The organism is Arthrobacter sp. MA-N2 (assembly GCF_000517125.1).
GTDB lineage: Bacteria > Actinomycetota > Actinomycetes > Actinomycetales > Micrococcaceae > Arthrobacter > Arthrobacter methylotrophus.
Genome location: NZ_KI912155.1, coordinates 1,911,936 through 1,929,140 on the forward strand (window position 1 = coordinate 1,911,936; position 17,205 = coordinate 1,929,140).

The window sequence follows — 17,205 nt, forward strand, 5'->3', positions numbered from 1 at the left end:
TGGCGCGCCGGGCACCGGACGGCCAAGCCGGGCCCAGCAATGCTGCCGATGCCATGGCTGCGAATACCGACCACAAGCTGTTGTTGCGGCTTGCGAAGAGCGGTGGAATGGGGCGGTAGACGATCATCGGGTCCTCCTTGTTCAGCGGGTTATAACCACTCTCCGCCGCCGGAATAGTTGTGGACTTTGGGGAACCTTTGCCCTGGCTGTGAACCGGAGGGTTCCGGGGCCCTGGGCGGATCAGGCCGTAGCTATCTTGGGAGGCCGATAGACTTGAGGCTGAAACGCCTGCGCCGCACACCGGTGCCTGCTGCCTCAAGTACGCAACTGATTGGACACGGCCCCCTTGCGAGAATTTACCGCACGCTTTGCCACCGCCGAAGAAATCGAACACTGGGACAAACACGTCACGGCCAATCCCAACGGGGGCAACCTCCTCCAATCCGAGGCGTTCGCAGACGTCAAGCAGCACTTCGGCTGGAAGCCCCTGCACCTCGTTTATGAAACCCAGGATTACAGCAGCTACAACCTGGTCCTGGAGAAGTCCTTTCCGCTGCTCGGCAAGCTCTGGTACCTGATCAAGGGCCCGGACGTTGCCGGCGTCGAGGATATCCCGGGGATCATCAGGGCCAATGCGGAATTCGTGAAGCGGGACAAGCTCGGAGTTTTCGCCGTGAAGATCGAACCGGACATCGTCCTCAGCCCGGAATCCCGGGACGCGATCGAGGACACCGGAGTGGTCAAGACTCCCAACCTGCAGCCGAACGACTCCACCGCCTTGTTGGACATTTCTCCGGAGGAGAACCAGCTTCTGCGTAACCTCCATTCCCGCGGCCGCAACGCCGTCCGGAGGGCCATCCGCGAAGGCGTCGAGGTCCACACCATGGAACCCTCGGAAGAGAACTTCCGTTCCATGTATGCCCTCATGACCAACACCGTCGAGGCGAAGTCCCAAGTACGGGTCCGCGAATTCGGGTACTACCGCCAGTTCTGGACCAATTTCATGGACCGCGGCCAGGGCCGGCTCCTGTTTGTCTTCGAAAATGGTGTTCCTTCGGTGGGGGCCTTCGTGATCAACTACGGCCGAAAGGGCACGTACAAGGACGGCGGATCGCTGCAGAAGCGCTCACAGTACGGCGATTCGCACTTGGTCCAGTGGACGGCCATCAACCAAGTCAAGGAGCTGGGCTGCACTGAGTACGATTTCTGCGGCACTCCGCCAGCGGACCGGCTCAAGGACACCACGCACCCGTTCCACGGCCTCGGTCTGTTCAAGACCAGCTTCAGCAAGACGGTCACGGACTTCGTGGGCTGCTATGACCAGGTCATCAGTCCCCTGAAATACAAGCTCTGGACCGCAGCTGGGGAACGCATCGCCCGGCAGATCTACACCCGCCGGACGGGCCAGCAGTTCTACTAGAATCGCCGCGCCGATCCGGTTGCTGCATGTGAAAAACACCATACTTGGAGGAATCCCGCTCTTTGGAGGAATACCTGCGTGACTGACCGCCCCGACAACAGGCCCAGCACGGACGGCTTGCCCAAGACGCAGCCGCTCAAGCCATCCCAGGTGCGCCAGAACGTCAACGCCAAACGCATGCTTCGCAGGCTCGTGCAGGGCGAGAACCCGCCCACGGCCCCCTTGAGCATTGTGGACCGACTTGCCGGCAGTCCCTACGCCAACCCCACCATTCATGTGGGCGGGGTTGATGCTTCGGCCCGCAAGACCATTGACTTCGCGTTGCACATGGCCGAATCGATGTTCCGTTACGGGGCCGGTGCATTGGAAGTCGAGACCAGCATCATTGCGGTCACTGCCGCACTCGGTTTGAAGAACATCGAAGTCGACATCACCAACCAGTCGGTACAGATCAACTATGCGCCCAAGGACCAGACTCCGATCACCCTGCTCCGGGTGGTCCGCTCCTGGACCAACAACTACGCCGGTTTGGCCGAAGTCCACCAGCTCGTGACGGACATCGTGGCCGGAGGAGTGGGCAGGGCGGAGGCCGTGCGCCGACTGGATGACATCATTCGAAGAAGCAAGCCCTTCCCCCGGTGGATGGTCACCATGGCGTTCGGCGTCTTCTCCGCTGTTTTCGTCGGGGTACTGGGTGGGGGCCTTGGAGCGTCTGCCTTGGCTTTCGTCTCCAACATGCTCGTCAACCTTGTCGCCAGGCAATTGGGCAAATGGCGCACGCCGGACTTCTTCGTGACAGCGGCCTGTGCCTTCCTGGTGACGTTCATTGCGCTCATGCTGCGCTGGGCCGGGGCGGACATCCCGCCCTCGATCGTGGTCGCGGGCGGCATTCTCCTCTTGTTGCCAACGGGACGGCTCGTCTCTTCGGTGCAGGACGCCATCAACGGATTCCCGGTCACAGCGGCCGGGCGATTCCTGTCCACCATTCTCACCTTCGGTGCGATCGTTGCGGGGATCGCTGTGGCGGTGGTTGTCGGTGATCTGTCCGGCAGTGTCCCGATCGACGTCACGCAAACATTCCCCGAGGCGTATCCATTGTGGGGGCAAGCGATCTTGATCGCCGTCGCAGTGATTGCCATCGGCATCACCGAGCAGACACTGCTCAAACTTCTGCTCCCGACGGCGGCAGTCGGTTTGGTGGGCTACTTCATCTTGTGGGGGGCTGCCAACCTCGGTCTGGGGGATCGTCTCTCGCCTGCGATTTCGGCGGTGGTCATCGGCCTGCTGGCCCGGATGGTGGCGCTCAGGCTTGGAGCTCCGCAACTCGTGGTGGCAGTCCCTGCAGCACTCATCCTGTTGCCTGGCCTGAAGATATTCCGTTCCATGTATGTGTTGACGGTGCAGGAAGCGGACGTCTTGCTGGGCTCGGGTGGCATGCTCAACGCGGGAGCAATCGTGCTGGGTGTGGCAGCGGGAATTGTGTTGGGCGACAACCTCGCCCGGCCAATGACCAAGGGGCTGGCCAGCAACGAGCGCCGCCGCGTTCGCCGACGCTAGGGCCGCGTTCGACGCCGGTAAGGGCCGCTAGATCTGCCCGATCGGCAGTTTTTTCTCGGCTTGGAAATCGTCCTCGACCCGTCCTTGGGCCCAGTATCCGGAGAGCGACACTTGGGAACGCTCCAGCCCGCGCTGCTTGAAGAAGATATCCCGTAAGCCCTTCATGTAGCCGCGTTCACCGTGTGCAAAAACATCCACCCGGCCCGGCAGCCACTCGGCTTCACCCAAGGCATCGAGCAGGATGTGGCTTGACCCGGCCGGGACTCCCGAGCGCAGGAGCCAGCGCAACTCGAGGCCGTCGGGCGCGGAGATGTCGAGGATGTCAGCCTCGCTGTCGACCTCCAGGAAAGCGAGGCCCGTCGCGGTGGGCGGCAGGGATTCGATCGACGCCGCGATGGCCGGCAGCGCGGCGTCGTCGCCCGCAAAAAGGTACCAATCGGCGTCGGGCGCCGGGTTGTAGGCGCCGCCCGGCCCTGTGAAGACCATCGCGTCACCGGGCCGGGCCGCCATGGCCCAGGGTCCCGCAAGGCCCTCACCGCCGTGGACCACAAAGTCGATGGCCAGTTCCTGGGCAGCCTCGTCCACCCAGCGGATGGTGTAGGTGCGCGTGTAGGGCCACTGATCGCGCGGCATGGTCTCGCGGATGGCCCAAAGATCTAATGGCAGCTCATAGTCGACGCCCGGCTGCGGGAACACGATCTTCACGTAACGGTCCACGAAGGCGTTGTTCGCGTAACCGGCAAAACCGGGTCCACCTGCAATGATGCGCACCATGTGGGGCGAGAGCTGTTCCGTGCGCAGCACAGTCAGGTTCACTTGGGGGCGGGTATTGCGGGAAGCAGACGACGTCGCGGGCAAAGATGTCATGTAGGCAAGCCTAAGCTAGGGCAACGGTGGAAGTTCCCAGATGACGGGATCTGCGCCTTGCTTGCGAAGCAACGCGTTGGCTCGGCTGAACGGGCGTGATCCGAAGAAGCCCCGGGATGCCGACAAGGGGCTGGGATGCGCGGAGGTGATCGCGGGGGCGCCGTCAAGCAGCGGTTGCACCGCTTCGGCGTCCTTGCCCCACAAGATCGCGACGAGCGGACTCTGTTGCCCGGCAGTTGTGCGGCGCCGGGCGACGGCGGCGACTGCCGCCGTCGTAATCGCCTCCCAACCTTTGCCCCGGTGCGATCCGGCCGCACCGGCAGCAACGCTCAGGACCCTGTTCAGCAGGAGTACTCCCTGGCCGGTCCAGGCTGAAAGATCGCCGTGGACCCGTGGCGGCAGGCCGAGATCGGACTCCATTTCCCGGTAGATGTTCGCGAGGCTTCGCGGGATGGGCCGGACGTGCCCCGCTACCGCGAACGAGAGCCCGACGGCGTGTCCCGGCGTCGGGTAGGGGTCCTGGCCCAGGATCAACACCTTGACGTCGGCCAGCGGCAGCCGGAAGGCGCGGAGGATGTTCGACGCCGCAGGCAGCACGTGGGTTCCTCGGGCGGCCTCGCCCGCCACGAAGCTCAGCACCGAACGCAATTCGTTTTCGACGCCGGACAGCGCTTCAGCCCAGTCCGGGGCCATCAAATCTTCCAGGGCTTTTCCCGGGAGTGATCCGAAATCGGGGGAGTGATCCTCTGCTTCAAGTTCAAACAACGCTTCTTCGCCTGACACCAAGCCATTGTCGCTGTCTTGGAGCTCCAGGGGAAAGCGACTCGGCCGGAAAGTCGTCCTCCGGGAAGGCGGCGGGGCAAACGACATCGGTGTTATTCGCCCGTTACCATTGGCAGGGGACATTTTTCAGTCAATGCGTCGAAGGAGTGTGTCGTGGCAGAACCCGCACGGGAACCCATGGCGTCCGAAGCAACTGGATTGGTGCTGGAAGACCTGTCCACCGGGCTCCGAAGTGACTCGCCGCTAGGCGAGCGTGAGCAGCAGATGCTCGCTTTGGAAAGGCAATGGTGGAAGTACGCCGGAGCCAAGGAGCAGGCCGTCAGGGAGCTCTTCGATCTTTCTGCCACCCATTACTACCAGCTCCTCAACGCCCTCATCGATACCGAGGAAGCTCTGGCACACGATCCTATGCTGGTCAAGAGATTGCGTAGACTACGTATGTCACGTCAGAGGGCCCGCACAGCGCGCCGTCTCGGTTCTGACGCGTAAGGCACCCGCTGATCCCCCAGCAAGCAAGCAGCAAGGACAAGGCTTCACCATGACCAAATTTGCCCGGGATGAATTCGACCGCGTCCCGCAGAGCTCATCTCGCCAGGGTGTCCACCGGCTCGTCGCCTCCGCGTCCCGCCCGGCACTGTGGCCGGTCCTGCTTCTGGGCGGTATTGCGCTGGCCGTAGGCCTCGTCGCTTTCCTGATCCTTCCAAAGCTCGGATTCACTTCGACGACCACGCCGCAAGCAGTTGTCACCGCGGTCGTCCCTCAACCGAGCGCCGCGGCGACGGCTCCCGTCAGCAGCCCGGCACCGGCATCCAGTCAGCCGAGCCCCAGCGACACCCCGTCCAGTGCTCCGACGCCCACGACCGCGCCGTTGGACAAGACCGCCGCCGTCGCGGTCTACAACGGAACCACCACGGGGGGCCTGGCCGCTCGGGTTGCCGGGGTGGTGCAAGGCGGGGGCTGGCCGTTGTCTACGATCGCAAACTGGGGCGGCATGCCCCAGCAGACCTCTTCGGTCTTCTACAAAGGGCCGGCTCAGAAAGGCAACGCCGAGGCGCTCGGCAAACTGCTGGGCATCGCAAACCTCGTGGACAGCGCCGAATTCCAACAGCCCGTGGTCGTCATCCTGGGCCCAGGCTACAAGTAGCAACTCGGTTACGCCTCAATAACATTGCGGCCACCCATACCCAGGGTTGCGCTTCTGCAACGTGACTGTGGTTACAGTAGTTGTGAGCTGGCCCGGAGATCCCGGAAGCCGGCCACTGCTAGTTGAAAGTGTGGGGATCATGGCTTTGGGAACCGTCAAATGGTTCAATGCCGAAAAGGGCTACGGATTCATCACTGTGGATGAGTCCGGTGACGACGTCTTTGTGCATTGGTCCGCTATCCAGATGGATGGCTTCCGTGCGCTCGAAGAAGGACAACGGGTCGACTTCGAACTCGGCGAGGGCCAGAAGGGCCCCCAGGCAGAAAGCGTGCGGCTTATCTAGTGGGTATTGCGGCAACAAGGCTGTCCTGGCCCATTGGAGGGCGCCGGTCCCGAGTCATTTCGTTGGTATCGCCTCTTCTTGCAGGCTTTGCGGTCTTGGCCCTCGGGCTGTCCGGATGTTCCGCGTCCGTCGGCAATGCCAGGTTGAGCTCGGTTACTCCGAGCGGCGACGGGGTCCTGCGCATCGGGGTGATTCTGGACAATAGCGGCAGTTCCGCATTTCTCAATGAGTCTGAGCTGGCGGCCGCGAAGCTCGCCGTCAAACAAATCAACGACGCAGGCGGTTTCAAGGGCAGTCCCGTCGAATTGCTTCCGGCCTCGGGGGTGAGTGAAGGCAGCAGCGCGGCCGCTTTTAGTGCTGATACGGCGAGCCAGGCCAAGGCGTTGCTATCGGCGCACGCCGACGTCGTCGTCGGGCCCACGGACTCCAGCCATGCGCCCGCAGCCATCGACGTACTGTCTCCCGCCCGGATTCCGCTCATTTCGCCAGCCAACACGGCCTCGGGACTCAGCAGCTACAAGAGTGGCGGCTTCTACTTCCGCACCTCGGCCGCTGACGCCGCCCAAGGCAGCGTCCTGGCGAAGCTTGCCCACGACGCCGGCGCCAAGCGGATTTCCGTCCTCCACGAAGCCGGGGACTACGGTACGCGGGTCTCCGGAGCGGTCGTGGACGCGGCCCGCAGCCTCGGCATGGAAGCCGTGTCCAACGCGGAATTCACGGCAGGGAAAGCAGCTCCCGCCGCGGCGAGCATCAAGGCCGGGTCACCGGACGCCGTCGTCGTGGTTGCCCGTGATGGTGCCCCCGGCGCGCTGGCCGAGCTCGTGAACGCGGGCCTGGGCGGTAAGCAGCTGATCTTGAGTGACGGGGCCATCCGTCAATACGGAACCACGCTCGGTGCCGGTGGCCTCGACGGTGCGCGCGGAATTCTTCCCGGCGTCTTTCCGAGCGTTGAGTTCCAGTCCGGATTGACGGGCATCGATCCCAATCTCAAGGACACGACGTACGCTGCCGAAACGTTCGACGCCGTCACTCTCGCGGCGCTTGCCGCTGCAGCCGCGAACGACGACGCCGGGGGCTCGATCGCGGCGTGGCTCACCACTGTGTCCGGCGGGGTGCGTCCGACGTCGGGCGATGCGGCCTCGAAAGAACGCACATCCTGTGCGTCATATAAGGATTGCGTCGAGGTGTTGAAGGGGGCAAAGCTCCCGGATTACGACGGCGAGTCCGGCGCCATCGGATTCGACGCCAATGGGGACGTCACCTCGTCCAACTACATGGTCTTCACCTACGGCGCAGACAACACTGCGCGGGTGAGTGGCAAGGAGACGGCATCCCGGACGCCGTGATGGGCTGTGCCCATAGCGAACTACCGTGGCGTGGCGAGGCGTTTCCAGCCCTCGCTGCTTGCACTCTCCTCAGGTGAGTGCTAATTATTGATTAGCACTCTCAAGCATTGACTGCTAATTCTCCGTATGGCCCCGGCCGTATGGGTGCTGGTGGCCTTGCTTGGGGATCAAAGAACACCTTGCTGGGGTGAGATCCGGAGCAGGCGGCGTACAGAGGCCGAATGTGAAGGATCGTCCGTCGCGGGCACCGCAGTGAAGGCACCTTCTTAACGACTGTCCCGAAAGGACTACCGCCGTTATGGCCAAGATCATTGCATTTGATGAAGAGGCACGCCGCGGTCTCGAGCGGGGTCTGAACATCCTCGCCGACGCCGTCAAGGTCACCCTCGGCCCGCGTGGACGCAACGTCGTCCTCGAAAAGAAGTGGGGCGCTCCCACGATCACCAACGATGGTGTTTCCATCGCCAAGGAGATCGAGCTGGACGATCCTTACGAGAAGATCGGCGCCGAGCTGGTCAAGGAAGTTGCCAAGAAGACTGACGACGTCGCTGGCGACGGTACCACCACCGCAACCGTTCTCGCCCAGGCCCTGGTCAAGGAAGGCCTGCGCAACGTAGCTGCCGGCGCCGACCCGTTGTCCCTCAAGCGCGGCATCGAGAAGGCTGTCGAAGCCGTCATCTCCGAGCTGCTCGCCTCCGCCAAGGAGATCGAGACCAAGGAAGAGATCGCAGCCACGGCATCCATCTCTGCTGGCGACACCGAAATCGGTAACCTTATCGCCGAGGCCCTTGACAAGGTCGGCAAGGAAGGCGTTATCACGGTCGAGGAGTCCAACACCTTCGGCCTGGAGCTTGAGCTCACCGAAGGCATGCGCTTCGACAAGGGCTACATCTCCGCGTACTTCGTCACCGACGCAGAGCGCCAGGAAACGGTCCTCGAAGACCCGTACATCCTGATCGTCAACTCCAAGATCTCCAACGTGAAGGAACTCGTTGCGGTCCTGGAGAAGGTCATGCAGTCCAGCAAGCCGCTGCTGATCATCGCCGAAGACATTGAGGGCGAGGCCCTGGCCACCCTGATCGTCAACAAGATCCGTGGCACCTTCAAGTCCGTTGCCGTCAAGGCTCCGGGCTTCGGCGACCGCCGCAAGGCACAGCTCGCCGACATCGCCATCCTCACCGGTGGCCAGGTCATCGCCGAGGAAGTCGGCCTCAAGCTGGAGAACGCCACCCTCGAACTGCTCGGCAGCGCCCGCAAGGTTGTTGTCACGAAGGACGAGACCACCATCGTTGAGGGTGCCGGCGACGCCGACGCCATTGCCGGTCGTGTGGCGCAGATCCGTGCCGAGATCGAAAACTCCGACTCCGACTACGACCGCGAGAAGCTGCAGGAGCGCCTGGCCAAGCTGGCCGGTGGCGTTGCAGTCATCAAAGCCGGTGCCGCAACCGAAGTCGAACTGAAGGAACGCAAGCACCGCATCGAGGACGCAGTCCGCAACGCGAAGGCTGCCGTTGAAGAAGGCATCGTCGCTGGTGGTGGCGTTGCCCTCATCCAGGCCGGCGCCAAAGCATTCGCCAACCTGCAGCTCGAAGGCGACGAAGCAACGGGCGCCAACATCGTCCGTGTTGCCATCGATGCCCCACTGAAGCAGATCGCCTTCAACGCCGGCATGGAGCCGGGCGTTGTGGTGGACAAGGTCCGCGGCCTGCCCGCAGGCCACGGCCTGAATGCCGCGACCGGCGTGTACGAAGACCTGCTGGCTGCCGGCGTCAACGACCCCGTAAAGGTCACCCGCTCGGCCCTCCAGAACGCTGCGTCCATCGCTGGTCTGTTCCTGACCACCGAGGCCGTTGTTGCCGACAAGCCGGAGAAGAACGCTCCGGCCATGGGTGGCGGCGACGACATGGGCGGCATGGGCGGCTTCTAAGCCCCCGCGCTGACTCACTAGTCACAAGCACGACGACGGTTCCCGCCTCAGGTGGGGGCCGTCGTCGCCGTTTAACGACGCTCGCTCAGGTTTGGTGGGTTTCCCGCCGGCGCTCGCTCAGGTTTGGTGGGTTTCCCGGCGACGCTCGCTCACGTTTGGTGGGTTTCCCGCCGGCGCTCGCTCAGGTTTGGTGGAGGAGGGCTTTGGGTTTGGGCCCCATATCCGCAGGAGGGTTTGAAATTTTCGCCGCATAAGTGAGCGAGCGTCCTTCGGGGGATGTGATGGGGTGTCGGGGTGGTCTGGCAGGATGGAAACCATGACGATTATTGCTGCCGCCGACGGTTCTGCCCTCGGCAATCCCGGGCCTGCTGGTTGGGCTTGGTATGTGAACGACTCTTGCTGGAGGGCCGGCGGATGGCCGCACGGAACCAACAACCAAGGCGAGCTGATGGCGGTGCTGGACCTTTTCCGGTCCACGGCGCATATTCCCGATGAAGAGCTGAAGATTCTCTGCGACAGCCAGTACGTCATCAACTGCATCACTAAGTGGATGCCAGGATGGAAGCGGAAGGGCTGGCGAAAAGCCGACGGAAAGCCCGTCTTGAATGTCGATCTGCTGAAAGACATCGACCAGGCCATCATCGGCCGAAAGTATACGTTCGAGTGGGTCAAAGGCCACGCAGGCCACGAGCTCAACGAGGCCGCCGACGAGCGCGCCCGGGCCGTTGCGAGTGCGTACCAACAAGGCATAACAGTCGCCCCTGGCGGACCCGGTTATCCAGGCGCCGTCGAAGCGCCAAGGGCTTCCCCATCCCGCACAGTTAGGGCGGAAGTGCCCTCCCTCTTCGACGATCCCCACGACGACGCTGATGCCGCTGAGGACGGTGAGGACCTCACCTTATTCGGCAGTCAGGACCTTTCCAACGTTTCGGCGTTGGGCACCGGGCCGGAGCCGTTCACAGAGCGCGAAGCCTTCATCGAGCCTACTTTGTTCGCCGGGGACGACGAGGTCGGAGCCCTTGCCCGGAGTGGTGGAAGCTCGGACGAGGACACGGTGGTTCGCCTCGAAAGAGAGCTCCTGAGGCCCGACGTCAGGGGGGACCTCGGGCGAACAGGGATCTTGCTTCACCCAGACTTTACCGAGATCGGCAGCACCGGACGCGTTTGGTCCCGCGACGAACTCATGATGGCGTTGGAGGATAATCCGGGGGAAACCGCGGAGGCAGAGGTCATTTCCGTAGACCGTATCTGCAGCAACACCATCCTGCTGAGTTACAGAAGTTATGGGCGGGCAGGATCCGCCGTGCGGAGTTCGATTTGGTTGCTCGACGACGGCCGATGGCGCTTACGCTTCCACCAGTCGACGCCGGAGAAGTAGGGACGCGGAAGCAGAAACGGACGCTGGCGGGCAAGATGGATCCGGCGGGAAGCCGATGCGCCCCCCGCCGGAATCCCTCACCTACTTGCTGGGTACGTCTAGTAGCTGAACCGCTGGGTGTTGCCCTGTTCGGTTTGCAGGTAGCTTGCCGCTGCGGAAGACAGGGCCAGGTTGATGGATGCAAGCGAGGCTTCCACCTTGTTCTGGGTCAACGTCCATTCCGAGACGAGGGCCTGGAAATTGTTGGCCGCTGATCCCTTCCACGTGGCTTGGAGTTCGTCCAAACCACATTTCATCGCCTGAACGTCGGCGCTGATCCGGTCCACGGTGGCTTTGACGTTGGCGGACTTGATCTGGAGCAGTTCGGTATCGACGGAAATAACGCTCATGGGGCGTTGCCTTTCAACTGAAGGTGTCCCGCGGGTGCGGCTGGCTTGTGGTCCACACGACGAGCCTAGGAGCCGGCAAACGTCCCCAGCCAGAGGCGAACCCGGCTATGTGGATAACTTCCGGCCACGCCGCCACCCCGCCGGGCGCTAGTCGGAGACGTCCGCCTCAGCAACGCCATCGGCTATGCTCGCGTCTTCAGGTATCGCGGAGATGGCGTCCTGGAAGGGGAGGCTGACCACTAGCGTGGCCCCGCCGCCGTCGGTCTCTTCGACCCTGACGGTACCGCCATGGGACCCTACGATCGCTGCCACAATGGCCAGTCCAAGGCCGCTGCCGCCGGTCTCCCGGGTGCGCGAGGTATCCGCCCTGTAGAAGCGCTCGAAAATCCGGGGCAGCTCCTCGGCGGGAATACCGCTGCCGTGGTCCCGCACTTCAAGGACGGAGAACATGCCGGAGGGAGTGTTCCGAACCCCGACGGCGAGCTCAATCGGTGATCCTTCAGGGGTGTAGCGCAAAGCGTTCCCCACCAGGTTCCCCAGGACTTGGCGCAGCTTGGCTTCGTCGCCCTGGACCGGTGCAGGCGCCGCCGCCCCGCCGTCGAGTCCTGTCAGGGAAATCTTGCGCGCGCCTGAGGTTGCGAGGGAGTCGACGACGGCGTCGTTCGCCAGGAGGTGCAAGTCCACCGGTTTGAGCTGCAGGGGCCTTTGTTCATCGAGGCGCGCAAGCAAGAGCAGGTCTTCAACCATGGATCCCATGCGTTTGGCTTCGCTCTCGATCCTGCCCATCGCGGTACGCACGTCTTCGGGCGTGGCGAGGGCGCCGTGGCGGTAGAGCTCGGAGAAACCGCGGATGGTGACCAATGGGGTACGTAGTTCGTGGGAGGCATCGGCGGCAAATCGCCGCATGCGCGCTTCGGAAGCTGCCCGTGCCGCGAAGGACGATTCGATGTGGGCGAGCATCGCGTTGAGCGAGCCACCCAGCCGGCCGACCTCGGTGACGGGGTTCTCGATGTCGACCCGGCGTGAGAGATCACCGGCGGCGATCGCGGCCGCCGTCTTCTCAACCCGGGTGAGGGGCCGGAATGAGCGTGCCACGGTCCAGGTGGCGATGAAGAACGCCAGCACCAGGGTCAGGAGGCCGACGCCCACCACCACGAGGGTGGCGTGTTCCATGACCTTGTCCACTGGGGATAAGGGCAGTCCCACGATCACCACGGCGTTTTGGCCGGTCCGGTTGTCCACCACGTTGACGGCTACGACGCGCCAATCGCCCCCGGTTGTCCCGCCCACCTGGAAAGGCACGTAATTCCTGTCCTTGGCTTCGGCTGGCGTGATGTTGGCGATATTGGGCCGGTCGCTCTTGCTGCCGCCGAAAACATACAGCGGATACCCCTGAGCGTAGAGCGTCAGGGAGTAGTCCGTGGGCACGGCCGGGTTGGGCTCAGACAGGTTGGCAAAAGATTGTTGCTGCTGGGCGAGCTGGACGGCGGCCTTGAGCTTGTCGTCCACCTGCCCTTGAAGGTAGCTCCTGACGAGCGTCAGCGTCCCGGCACCGGTGGCGGCCAAGGCAAGGAGCAGCAGTCCCATGATGATGGCGACCAGCTGCGACCTGAGGGACGCCGACTTCCAACGGTTAAACAAGTCAGCGCTTCTCGGCCGTCCGCAGCACGTAACCGACGCCGCGCTTGGTCTGGATCAACGCAGCTGCATCGGGATCAATGTCCACCTTGCGCCGGAGGTAGGAGATGTAGGATTCTACGATCGAAGCGTCCCCGTTGAAGTCGTACTCCCAGACGTGGTCCAGGATCTGCGCCTTGGAGAGCACCCGGTTGGGGTTCAGCATGAGGTAGCGCAGCAGTTTGAACTCGGTGGGTGAGAGCTCGATGATGGTGCCGCCTCGGCGGACCTCGTGCGCGTCGTCGTCGAGTTCCAGATCGTCCACGCGGATGACGGCGTCGTCGTCTTCCATGGGCTGCGTGCGGCGCAACACAGCGCGGATCCGCGCCACCACTTCATCCAGGCTGAAGGGCTTGGTGACGTAGTCGTCCCCGCCCACAGTCAGGCCGGTGACCTTGTCCTCGGTGTCGTCCTTGGCGGTCAGGAACAGGACGGGGAAGTGCTTCCCGGCAGCCCGGAGGCGGCGAGTGACGGTGAACCCGTCCATGTCCGGGAGCATGACGTCCAGGACCGCGAGGTCCGGGGCGTGGAGATCCGCGGCTGCGAGGGCTTCGCGGCCGTTCGACGCCGCAACGACCTCAAAGCCAGCAAAGCGCAGCGAGGTGGAGAGCAGCTCACGGATGTTGGGTTCGTCGTCGACGACGAGCAGCTTGGCTTCGGGGCCGTTCTTTTTCATACCATTCATGATGCTCCCAGTTTCTGGGAGTTGACTGGATGCTTGTTGTGAGAATTACCCAGGTGTCGTGGTTGCGTGGCTGTCAGGTGCCCAGGGCCAATCCGACGCCGAGTCCCACCATAGTGACGGCAATCCCGCCGTCCAGGATCCGCCAGGACGCCGGGCGGGCAAAGAATCCGCGCAGCAGTCTGGCACCGAACCCCAGAGAACTGAACCATGCAATGCTGCCCAGCATGGCTCCGGCGCCAAACCACCACTGCAGCCCGGGCCCCTGGGCGTTCGCCACGGATCCCAACAGCAAGACGGTGTCCAGGTAGACATGCGGATTGAGCCAGGTCAGGGCCAGGACGGTTGCCAGGGCAGCCGCCCGTCCGCTTCGACCGCCGCCCGAAGTTTCTGGATCGGCGGACACCAGTGCTTTCGGCGTGAGGATCCGCCGCGCCGCCATCACGCCATACGTGATGAGGAAAGCGGCACCAACGTAACGGAAGACGACGACGGCGGCAGGGGCCGCGGCGAGCAGGGCACCGGTGCCGAGTACCCCGGCCGCGATGAGGATGGCGTCCGAGACGGCGCACACCGCGACGATGGGCCCGATGTGTTCGCCGCGGATTCCTTGCCGGAGGACGAAGGCGTTCTGTGCGCCGATGGCAACGATGAGGGCCAGGCCAGCGCCGAGGCCAAGGCAAGCGGCATGAAACGCGTCGGGAGAGATCATTCTTCGAGGCTAGGTTCAGCACCCAGCATTAGTACAGCTAAACATTCTTAGGCATCGTAAGATCATCTTATGGCCAGATTCTCTTCTGAACAGCTGCATACCTTCGCCGCCGTGCTCACGGAGGGGACGCTCGACGCGGCCGCCGGCTTATTGAACATCACGCCGTCGGCGGTCTCCCAGCGACTCAAGGCATTGGAACAAGCATCCGGAAGGGTGTTGCTCCAGCGCAGCAACCCCGTCCAGGCCACCGAGTCGGGGCAGGTGGTGCTCAGGCTCGCGAGGCAAGTTGCCCAGCTGGAAGCCGACGCGGAACGTGAGCTGGGCCTGCCAGGCGAGTCCCCGATGGTCTCGGTTCCGATCGTGGTCAACGCGGATTCCCTTGCTGTGTGGTTCCTCAATGCACTCACCCGGGTCCCCGCTGAGTTGAATGCCGTGTTCGACCTCCACCGTGACGATGAACAGCATTCCACGTCCATGCTGCGCGCTGGAACGGTGATGGCCGCGGTGACGGCGACTCCGGAGCCTGTACAGGGCTGCCGCGTGGAGCCGCTGGGAAGCATGCGCTACCGCGCCGTCACTACCCCGGTTTTCAGGACCCGGTGGCTTCCCGACGGCGTGAACGTCGCCTCCCTGCGCGCGGCTCCTGCCGTGGACTTTGACCGCAAGGATGAGTACCAGCATCGGTTCCTGGAGCTCATGGGCGGCGCGCGGCGTGGAACGGAACCGGCAGGTCCGCGCCATTATGTTCCGTCGAGCCAGGAGTTTGCCGAGGCCATCCGCTTGGGGCTCGGGTGGGGGCTCTTGCCTGAGACGCAATGTGAACGGGAAATAGCCGATGGGCGCTTGGTGGAACTCGCGCCCGGGCGGCCGCTGGACATTCCCCTCTACTGGCAACGATGGCGGACTTCGTCGCGGATACTGGACGCCGTGACCGCGGCGGTCCGCAGCACCGCCGCGGACGTGCTGCGCAGGGCCTGACAGCCAGCCAAATGCCAACACGCCGCCGGCACGGTCATGAATTGTCGTAGCCTCGTTTCACACTGGAGCCATGGAGAATTCACAGGCACTGAACCCACAACCACTGAACCCACAACCACCGGAAGCCCAGCAGCTCGAATTCCATGTCAGCTACCTGAACACACTTTCCGGACGCATCGAGCACGAGGAATTCGGCGATCGCTCCGCCGCTGAGCGCTTCGCGAATTCGCAGCTGAAAGAAGCTGAAGCATGGGCGGTTGTCGACGTCGTCGTGCTGCCGGCAGCGCAACAGCAGCACGAACACGCACAACAGCTGGTTGCCTAGCGCTTAGCGCCGGCTTGCTTAACCCCTAAGCAGTTGGAACGTCCTTGGCGTCCATGATCCGGTACGCGTAGCCCTGTTCGGCGAGGAAGCGCTGCCGCTTGGCGGCGAAGTCCTGGTCGAGGGTGTCCCTGGCGACCAAGGAGTAGAAGCGTGCGGCCCGGCCGTCCTGCTTCGGGCGAAGCAAGCGTCCCAACCTCTGCGCTTCTTCTTGGCGGGAACCGAAGGACCCCGATACCTGGATCGCCACGGAGGCTTCGGGAAGGTCGATCGAGAAGTTGGCCACTTTGGACACCACCAGGGTCTTGATTTCCCCGGCACGGAAGGCATCAAAGAGCTTCTGCCGCACTTTCACCGTGGTGTCGCCTTTGATCACGGGAGCGTCCAAGCGCTCGCCGATCTCATCCAACTGGTCGATGTACTGGCCGATCACCAGCAGCTGCTCGCCCTGGTGGAGAGCCACGAGCTGCTCCACCAAGTGGGTCTTGGTCTCCGACGTCGCGCACAAACGGTACTTGTCCGCATCTTCGGCCATGGCGTAGGCCACGCGCTCGTCCCGGGGGAGGTCCACCCGGACCTCCACGCAGTCCGCCGGCGCAATATAGCCTTGGGCTTCGATGTCCTTCCACGGTGCGTCGTAGCGCTTGGGACCAATCAGGCTGAAGACCTCGCCTTCGCGTCCGTCCTCACGCACCAAGGTTGCCGTGAGCCCCAGGCGCCGGCGCGCCTGCAAGTCCGCGGTCATCCGGAAGATCGGGGCGGGCAGCAGGTGGACTTCGTCGTAGATAATGAGTCCCCAGTCGTGCCCGTCCACGAGCTCCAGATGCGGGTAGAGGCCTCCGCGCTTGGTAGTCAGGACCTGGTACGTGGCGATCGTGACGGGCCGGACTTCCTTGACCGCCCCCGAATACTCGCCGATCTCCTGCTCCGTCAAGGACGTCCGTTTGAGGAGTTCGTCCTTCCACTGCCGGGCCGCGACCGTGTTGGTCACCAGGATCAGCGTAGTGGTGGAGCTGATAGCCATGGCGGCCGCCCCCACCAGCGTCTTCCCAGCACCACAGGGCAGGACGACGACGCCGCTTCCGCCGGCCCAGAAGTTCTCCGTGGCAAGCTTTTGGTAGGGCCGCAGGTGCCAGCCGTCCTCGTTCAAGGCAATCAAATGCGGAGTGCCGTCCACGTAGCCGGCGAGGTCCTCGGCCGGCCACCCGAGCTTGAGCAGCAATTGCTTGAGCTGGCCCCGCTGGGAGGAATGCACCACCACGGTTTCGCCATCGATCCTGGGACCCAGCAACGGTGCGATCTTCTTGGCCCGGATGACCTCCTCGAGCACAGGGTAGTCGTCGGTGCGCATGACCAATCCGTGTTGCGGGTCTTTCTCCAGTCGCAGCCGCCCATAGCGCGACATTGTCTCTTCGATGTCGATCAGCAACGAGTGCGGCACCGGAAACCGGGAATAGCGCAGGAGCGTATCGAGGACTATTTCGGCGTCCAGTCCGGCGGCGCGCGCATTCCATAGGCCCAAGGGGGTGAGCCGGTAGCTATGGACATGTTCCGGAGCGCGCTCCAGCTCGGCGAATGCCGCAATCGCATGCCGTGCCTCGGTGGCGAGCTCATGGTCGACTTCCAGCAGGATGGTTTTGTCGCTCTGCACGATCAGCGGACCGTCGCTCACTATTGCTT

17 protein-coding genes are annotated in these 17,205 nt (G+C 63.5%); 10 read left to right on the forward strand and 7 right to left on the reverse strand.

Annotation, left to right across the window (positions count from 1 at the left end; translation table 11 throughout):
• The first annotated feature begins 346 nt into the window (after nucleotides 1-346).
• Nucleotides 347-1,420 (forward strand): lipid II:glycine glycyltransferase FemX, encoded by a 1,074-nt coding sequence (locus A3M3_RS0109700; RefSeq protein ID WP_028266148.1) that lies wholly within the window; start codon nucleotides 347-349, stop codon nucleotides 1,418-1,420.
• 78 nt (nucleotides 1,421-1,498) lie between these two features.
• Nucleotides 1,499-2,977: a threonine/serine ThrE exporter family protein gene (locus tag A3M3_RS0109705; RefSeq protein ID WP_028266149.1), complete on the forward strand. Its 1,479-nt coding sequence runs from the start codon at nucleotides 1,499-1,501 to the stop codon at nucleotides 2,975-2,977.
• A 27-nt stretch (nucleotides 2,978-3,004) separates the two neighbouring features.
• On the opposite strand, the gene A3M3_RS0109710 is transcribed toward A3M3_RS0109705, so the two are convergent.
• Both A3M3_RS0109710 and A3M3_RS0109715 read right to left on the reverse strand, forming a co-directional pair.
• On the reverse strand, nucleotides 3,005-3,844 hold the full coding sequence (locus A3M3_RS0109710) for a siderophore-interacting protein (protein ID WP_028266150.1): 840 nt from the start codon (nucleotides 3,842-3,844) through the stop codon (nucleotides 3,005-3,007).
• A 15-nt stretch (nucleotides 3,845-3,859) separates the two neighbouring features.
• Complete coding sequence (locus A3M3_RS0109715) at nucleotides 3,860-4,630, reverse strand: uracil-DNA glycosylase (protein ID WP_028266151.1); 771 nt, start codon at nucleotides 4,628-4,630, stop codon at nucleotides 3,860-3,862.
• A 150-nt stretch (nucleotides 4,631-4,780) separates the two neighbouring features.
• On the opposite strand from A3M3_RS0109715, the gene A3M3_RS0109720 reads away from it, so the two are divergent.
• The 6 genes from A3M3_RS0109720 (at nucleotide 4,781) to A3M3_RS0109745 (ending at nucleotide 10,765) form a co-directional block, all read left to right on the forward strand.
• Entirely contained in the window at nucleotides 4,781-5,116 is a 336-nt protein-coding gene (locus tag A3M3_RS0109720; protein WP_028266152.1) for a DUF3263 domain-containing protein, read from the forward strand.
• 49 nt (nucleotides 5,117-5,165) lie between these two features.
• Nucleotides 5,166-5,771, forward strand: a complete 606-nt coding sequence (locus A3M3_RS0109725; protein ID WP_028266153.1) for a LytR C-terminal domain-containing protein — start codon at nucleotides 5,166-5,168, stop codon at nucleotides 5,769-5,771.
• A 139-nt stretch (nucleotides 5,772-5,910) separates the two neighbouring features.
• Nucleotides 5,911-6,114: a cold-shock protein gene (locus A3M3_RS0109730; protein ID WP_028266154.1), complete on the forward strand. Its 204-nt coding sequence runs from the start codon at nucleotides 5,911-5,913 to the stop codon at nucleotides 6,112-6,114.
• Between the two features lie 62 nt (nucleotides 6,115-6,176).
• Nucleotides 6,177-7,460, forward strand: a complete 1,284-nt coding sequence (locus tag A3M3_RS0109735; protein ID WP_155854356.1) for an ABC transporter substrate-binding protein — start codon at nucleotides 6,177-6,179, stop codon at nucleotides 7,458-7,460.
• Between the two features lie 298 nt (nucleotides 7,461-7,758).
• On the forward strand, nucleotides 7,759-9,387 hold the full coding sequence (gene groL, locus A3M3_RS0109740) for a chaperonin GroEL (protein WP_028266156.1): 1,629 nt from the start codon (nucleotides 7,759-7,761) through the stop codon (nucleotides 9,385-9,387).
• A 316-nt stretch (nucleotides 9,388-9,703) separates the two neighbouring features.
• Nucleotides 9,704-10,765: a ribonuclease HI family protein gene (locus A3M3_RS0109745; RefSeq protein ID WP_028266157.1), complete on the forward strand. Its 1,062-nt coding sequence runs from the start codon at nucleotides 9,704-9,706 to the stop codon at nucleotides 10,763-10,765.
• Between the two features lie 98 nt (nucleotides 10,766-10,863).
• On the opposite strand, the gene A3M3_RS0109750 is transcribed toward A3M3_RS0109745, so the two are convergent.
• The 4 genes from A3M3_RS0109750 to A3M3_RS0109765 form a co-directional block, all read right to left on the reverse strand.
• A complete protein-coding gene (locus A3M3_RS0109750) occupies nucleotides 10,864-11,154 on the reverse strand; it encodes a WXG100 family type VII secretion target (RefSeq protein ID WP_028266158.1) in 291 nt (96 codons plus the stop codon).
• Nucleotides 11,155-11,301: 147 nt separating this feature from the next.
• The gene (locus tag A3M3_RS0109755; RefSeq protein ID WP_035741571.1) at nucleotides 11,302-12,795 is read right to left on the reverse strand and encodes a sensor histidine kinase; all 1,494 of its coding nucleotides are present in this window, start codon (nucleotides 12,793-12,795) and stop codon (nucleotides 11,302-11,304) included.
• Between the two features lies 1 nt (nucleotide 12,796).
• Nucleotides 12,797-13,507, reverse strand: coding sequence for a response regulator transcription factor (locus A3M3_RS0109760; protein WP_028266160.1), 711 nt, complete (start codon nucleotides 13,505-13,507; stop codon nucleotides 12,797-12,799).
• 82 nt (nucleotides 13,508-13,589) lie between these two features.
• Complete coding sequence (locus A3M3_RS0109765) at nucleotides 13,590-14,225, reverse strand: LysE/ArgO family amino acid transporter (RefSeq protein WP_028266161.1); 636 nt, start codon at nucleotides 14,223-14,225, stop codon at nucleotides 13,590-13,592.
• Nucleotides 14,226-14,294: 69 nt separating this feature from the next.
• Here A3M3_RS0109765 and A3M3_RS0109770 point away from each other — a divergent pair, with 69 nt between their 5' ends.
• Together A3M3_RS0109770 and A3M3_RS24590 are read left to right on the forward strand one after the other, a co-directional pair.
• Nucleotides 14,295-15,203, forward strand: coding sequence for a LysR family transcriptional regulator ArgP (locus tag A3M3_RS0109770; protein WP_028266162.1), 909 nt, complete (start codon nucleotides 14,295-14,297; stop codon nucleotides 15,201-15,203).
• A gap of 70 nt (nucleotides 15,204-15,273) precedes the next feature.
• Complete coding sequence (locus tag A3M3_RS24590) at nucleotides 15,274-15,528, forward strand: hypothetical protein (RefSeq protein WP_051423090.1); 255 nt, start codon at nucleotides 15,274-15,276, stop codon at nucleotides 15,526-15,528.
• A 25-nt stretch (nucleotides 15,529-15,553) separates the two neighbouring features.
• Here the strand turns inward: A3M3_RS24590 and A3M3_RS0109780 are convergent, their stop codons facing one another.
• Entirely contained in the window at nucleotides 15,554-17,197 is a 1,644-nt protein-coding gene (locus tag A3M3_RS0109780; protein WP_028266163.1) for a DNA repair helicase XPB, read from the reverse strand.
• Nucleotides 17,198-17,205 lie beyond the last annotated feature (8 nt).

Bases quoted from the DNA above. Each gene is read 5' to 3' on its own strand.
- A3M3_RS0109710 (WP_028266150.1), bottom strand. From the start codon at position 3,844: ATGACATCTTTGCCCGCGACGTCGTCTGCTTCCCGCAATACCCGCCCC.
- A3M3_RS0109725 (WP_028266153.1), top strand. From the start codon at position 5,166: ATGACCAAATTTGCCCGGGATGAATTCGACCGCGTCCCGCAGAGCTCA.
- A3M3_RS0109730 (WP_028266154.1), top strand. From the start codon at position 5,911: ATGGCTTTGGGAACCGTCAAATGGTTCAATGCCGAAAAGGGCTACGGA.
- groL (WP_028266156.1), top strand. From the start codon at position 7,759: ATGGCCAAGATCATTGCATTTGATGAAGAGGCACGCCGCGGTCTCGAG.
- A3M3_RS0109745 (WP_028266157.1), top strand. From the start codon at position 9,704: ATGACGATTATTGCTGCCGCCGACGGTTCTGCCCTCGGCAATCCCGGG.
- A3M3_RS0109750 (WP_028266158.1), bottom strand. From the start codon at position 11,154: ATGAGCGTTATTTCCGTCGATACCGAACTGCTCCAGATCAAGTCCGCC.
- A3M3_RS0109760 (WP_028266160.1), bottom strand. From the start codon at position 13,507: ATGAAAAAGAACGGCCCCGAAGCCAAGCTGCTCGTCGTCGACGACGAA.
- A3M3_RS0109765 (WP_028266161.1), bottom strand. From the start codon at position 14,225: ATGATCTCTCCCGACGCGTTTCATGCCGCTTGCCTTGGCCTCGGCGCT.
- A3M3_RS0109770 (WP_028266162.1), top strand. From the start codon at position 14,295: ATGGCCAGATTCTCTTCTGAACAGCTGCATACCTTCGCCGCCGTGCTC.
- A3M3_RS24590 (WP_051423090.1), top strand. From the start codon at position 15,274: ATGGAGAATTCACAGGCACTGAACCCACAACCACTGAACCCACAACCA.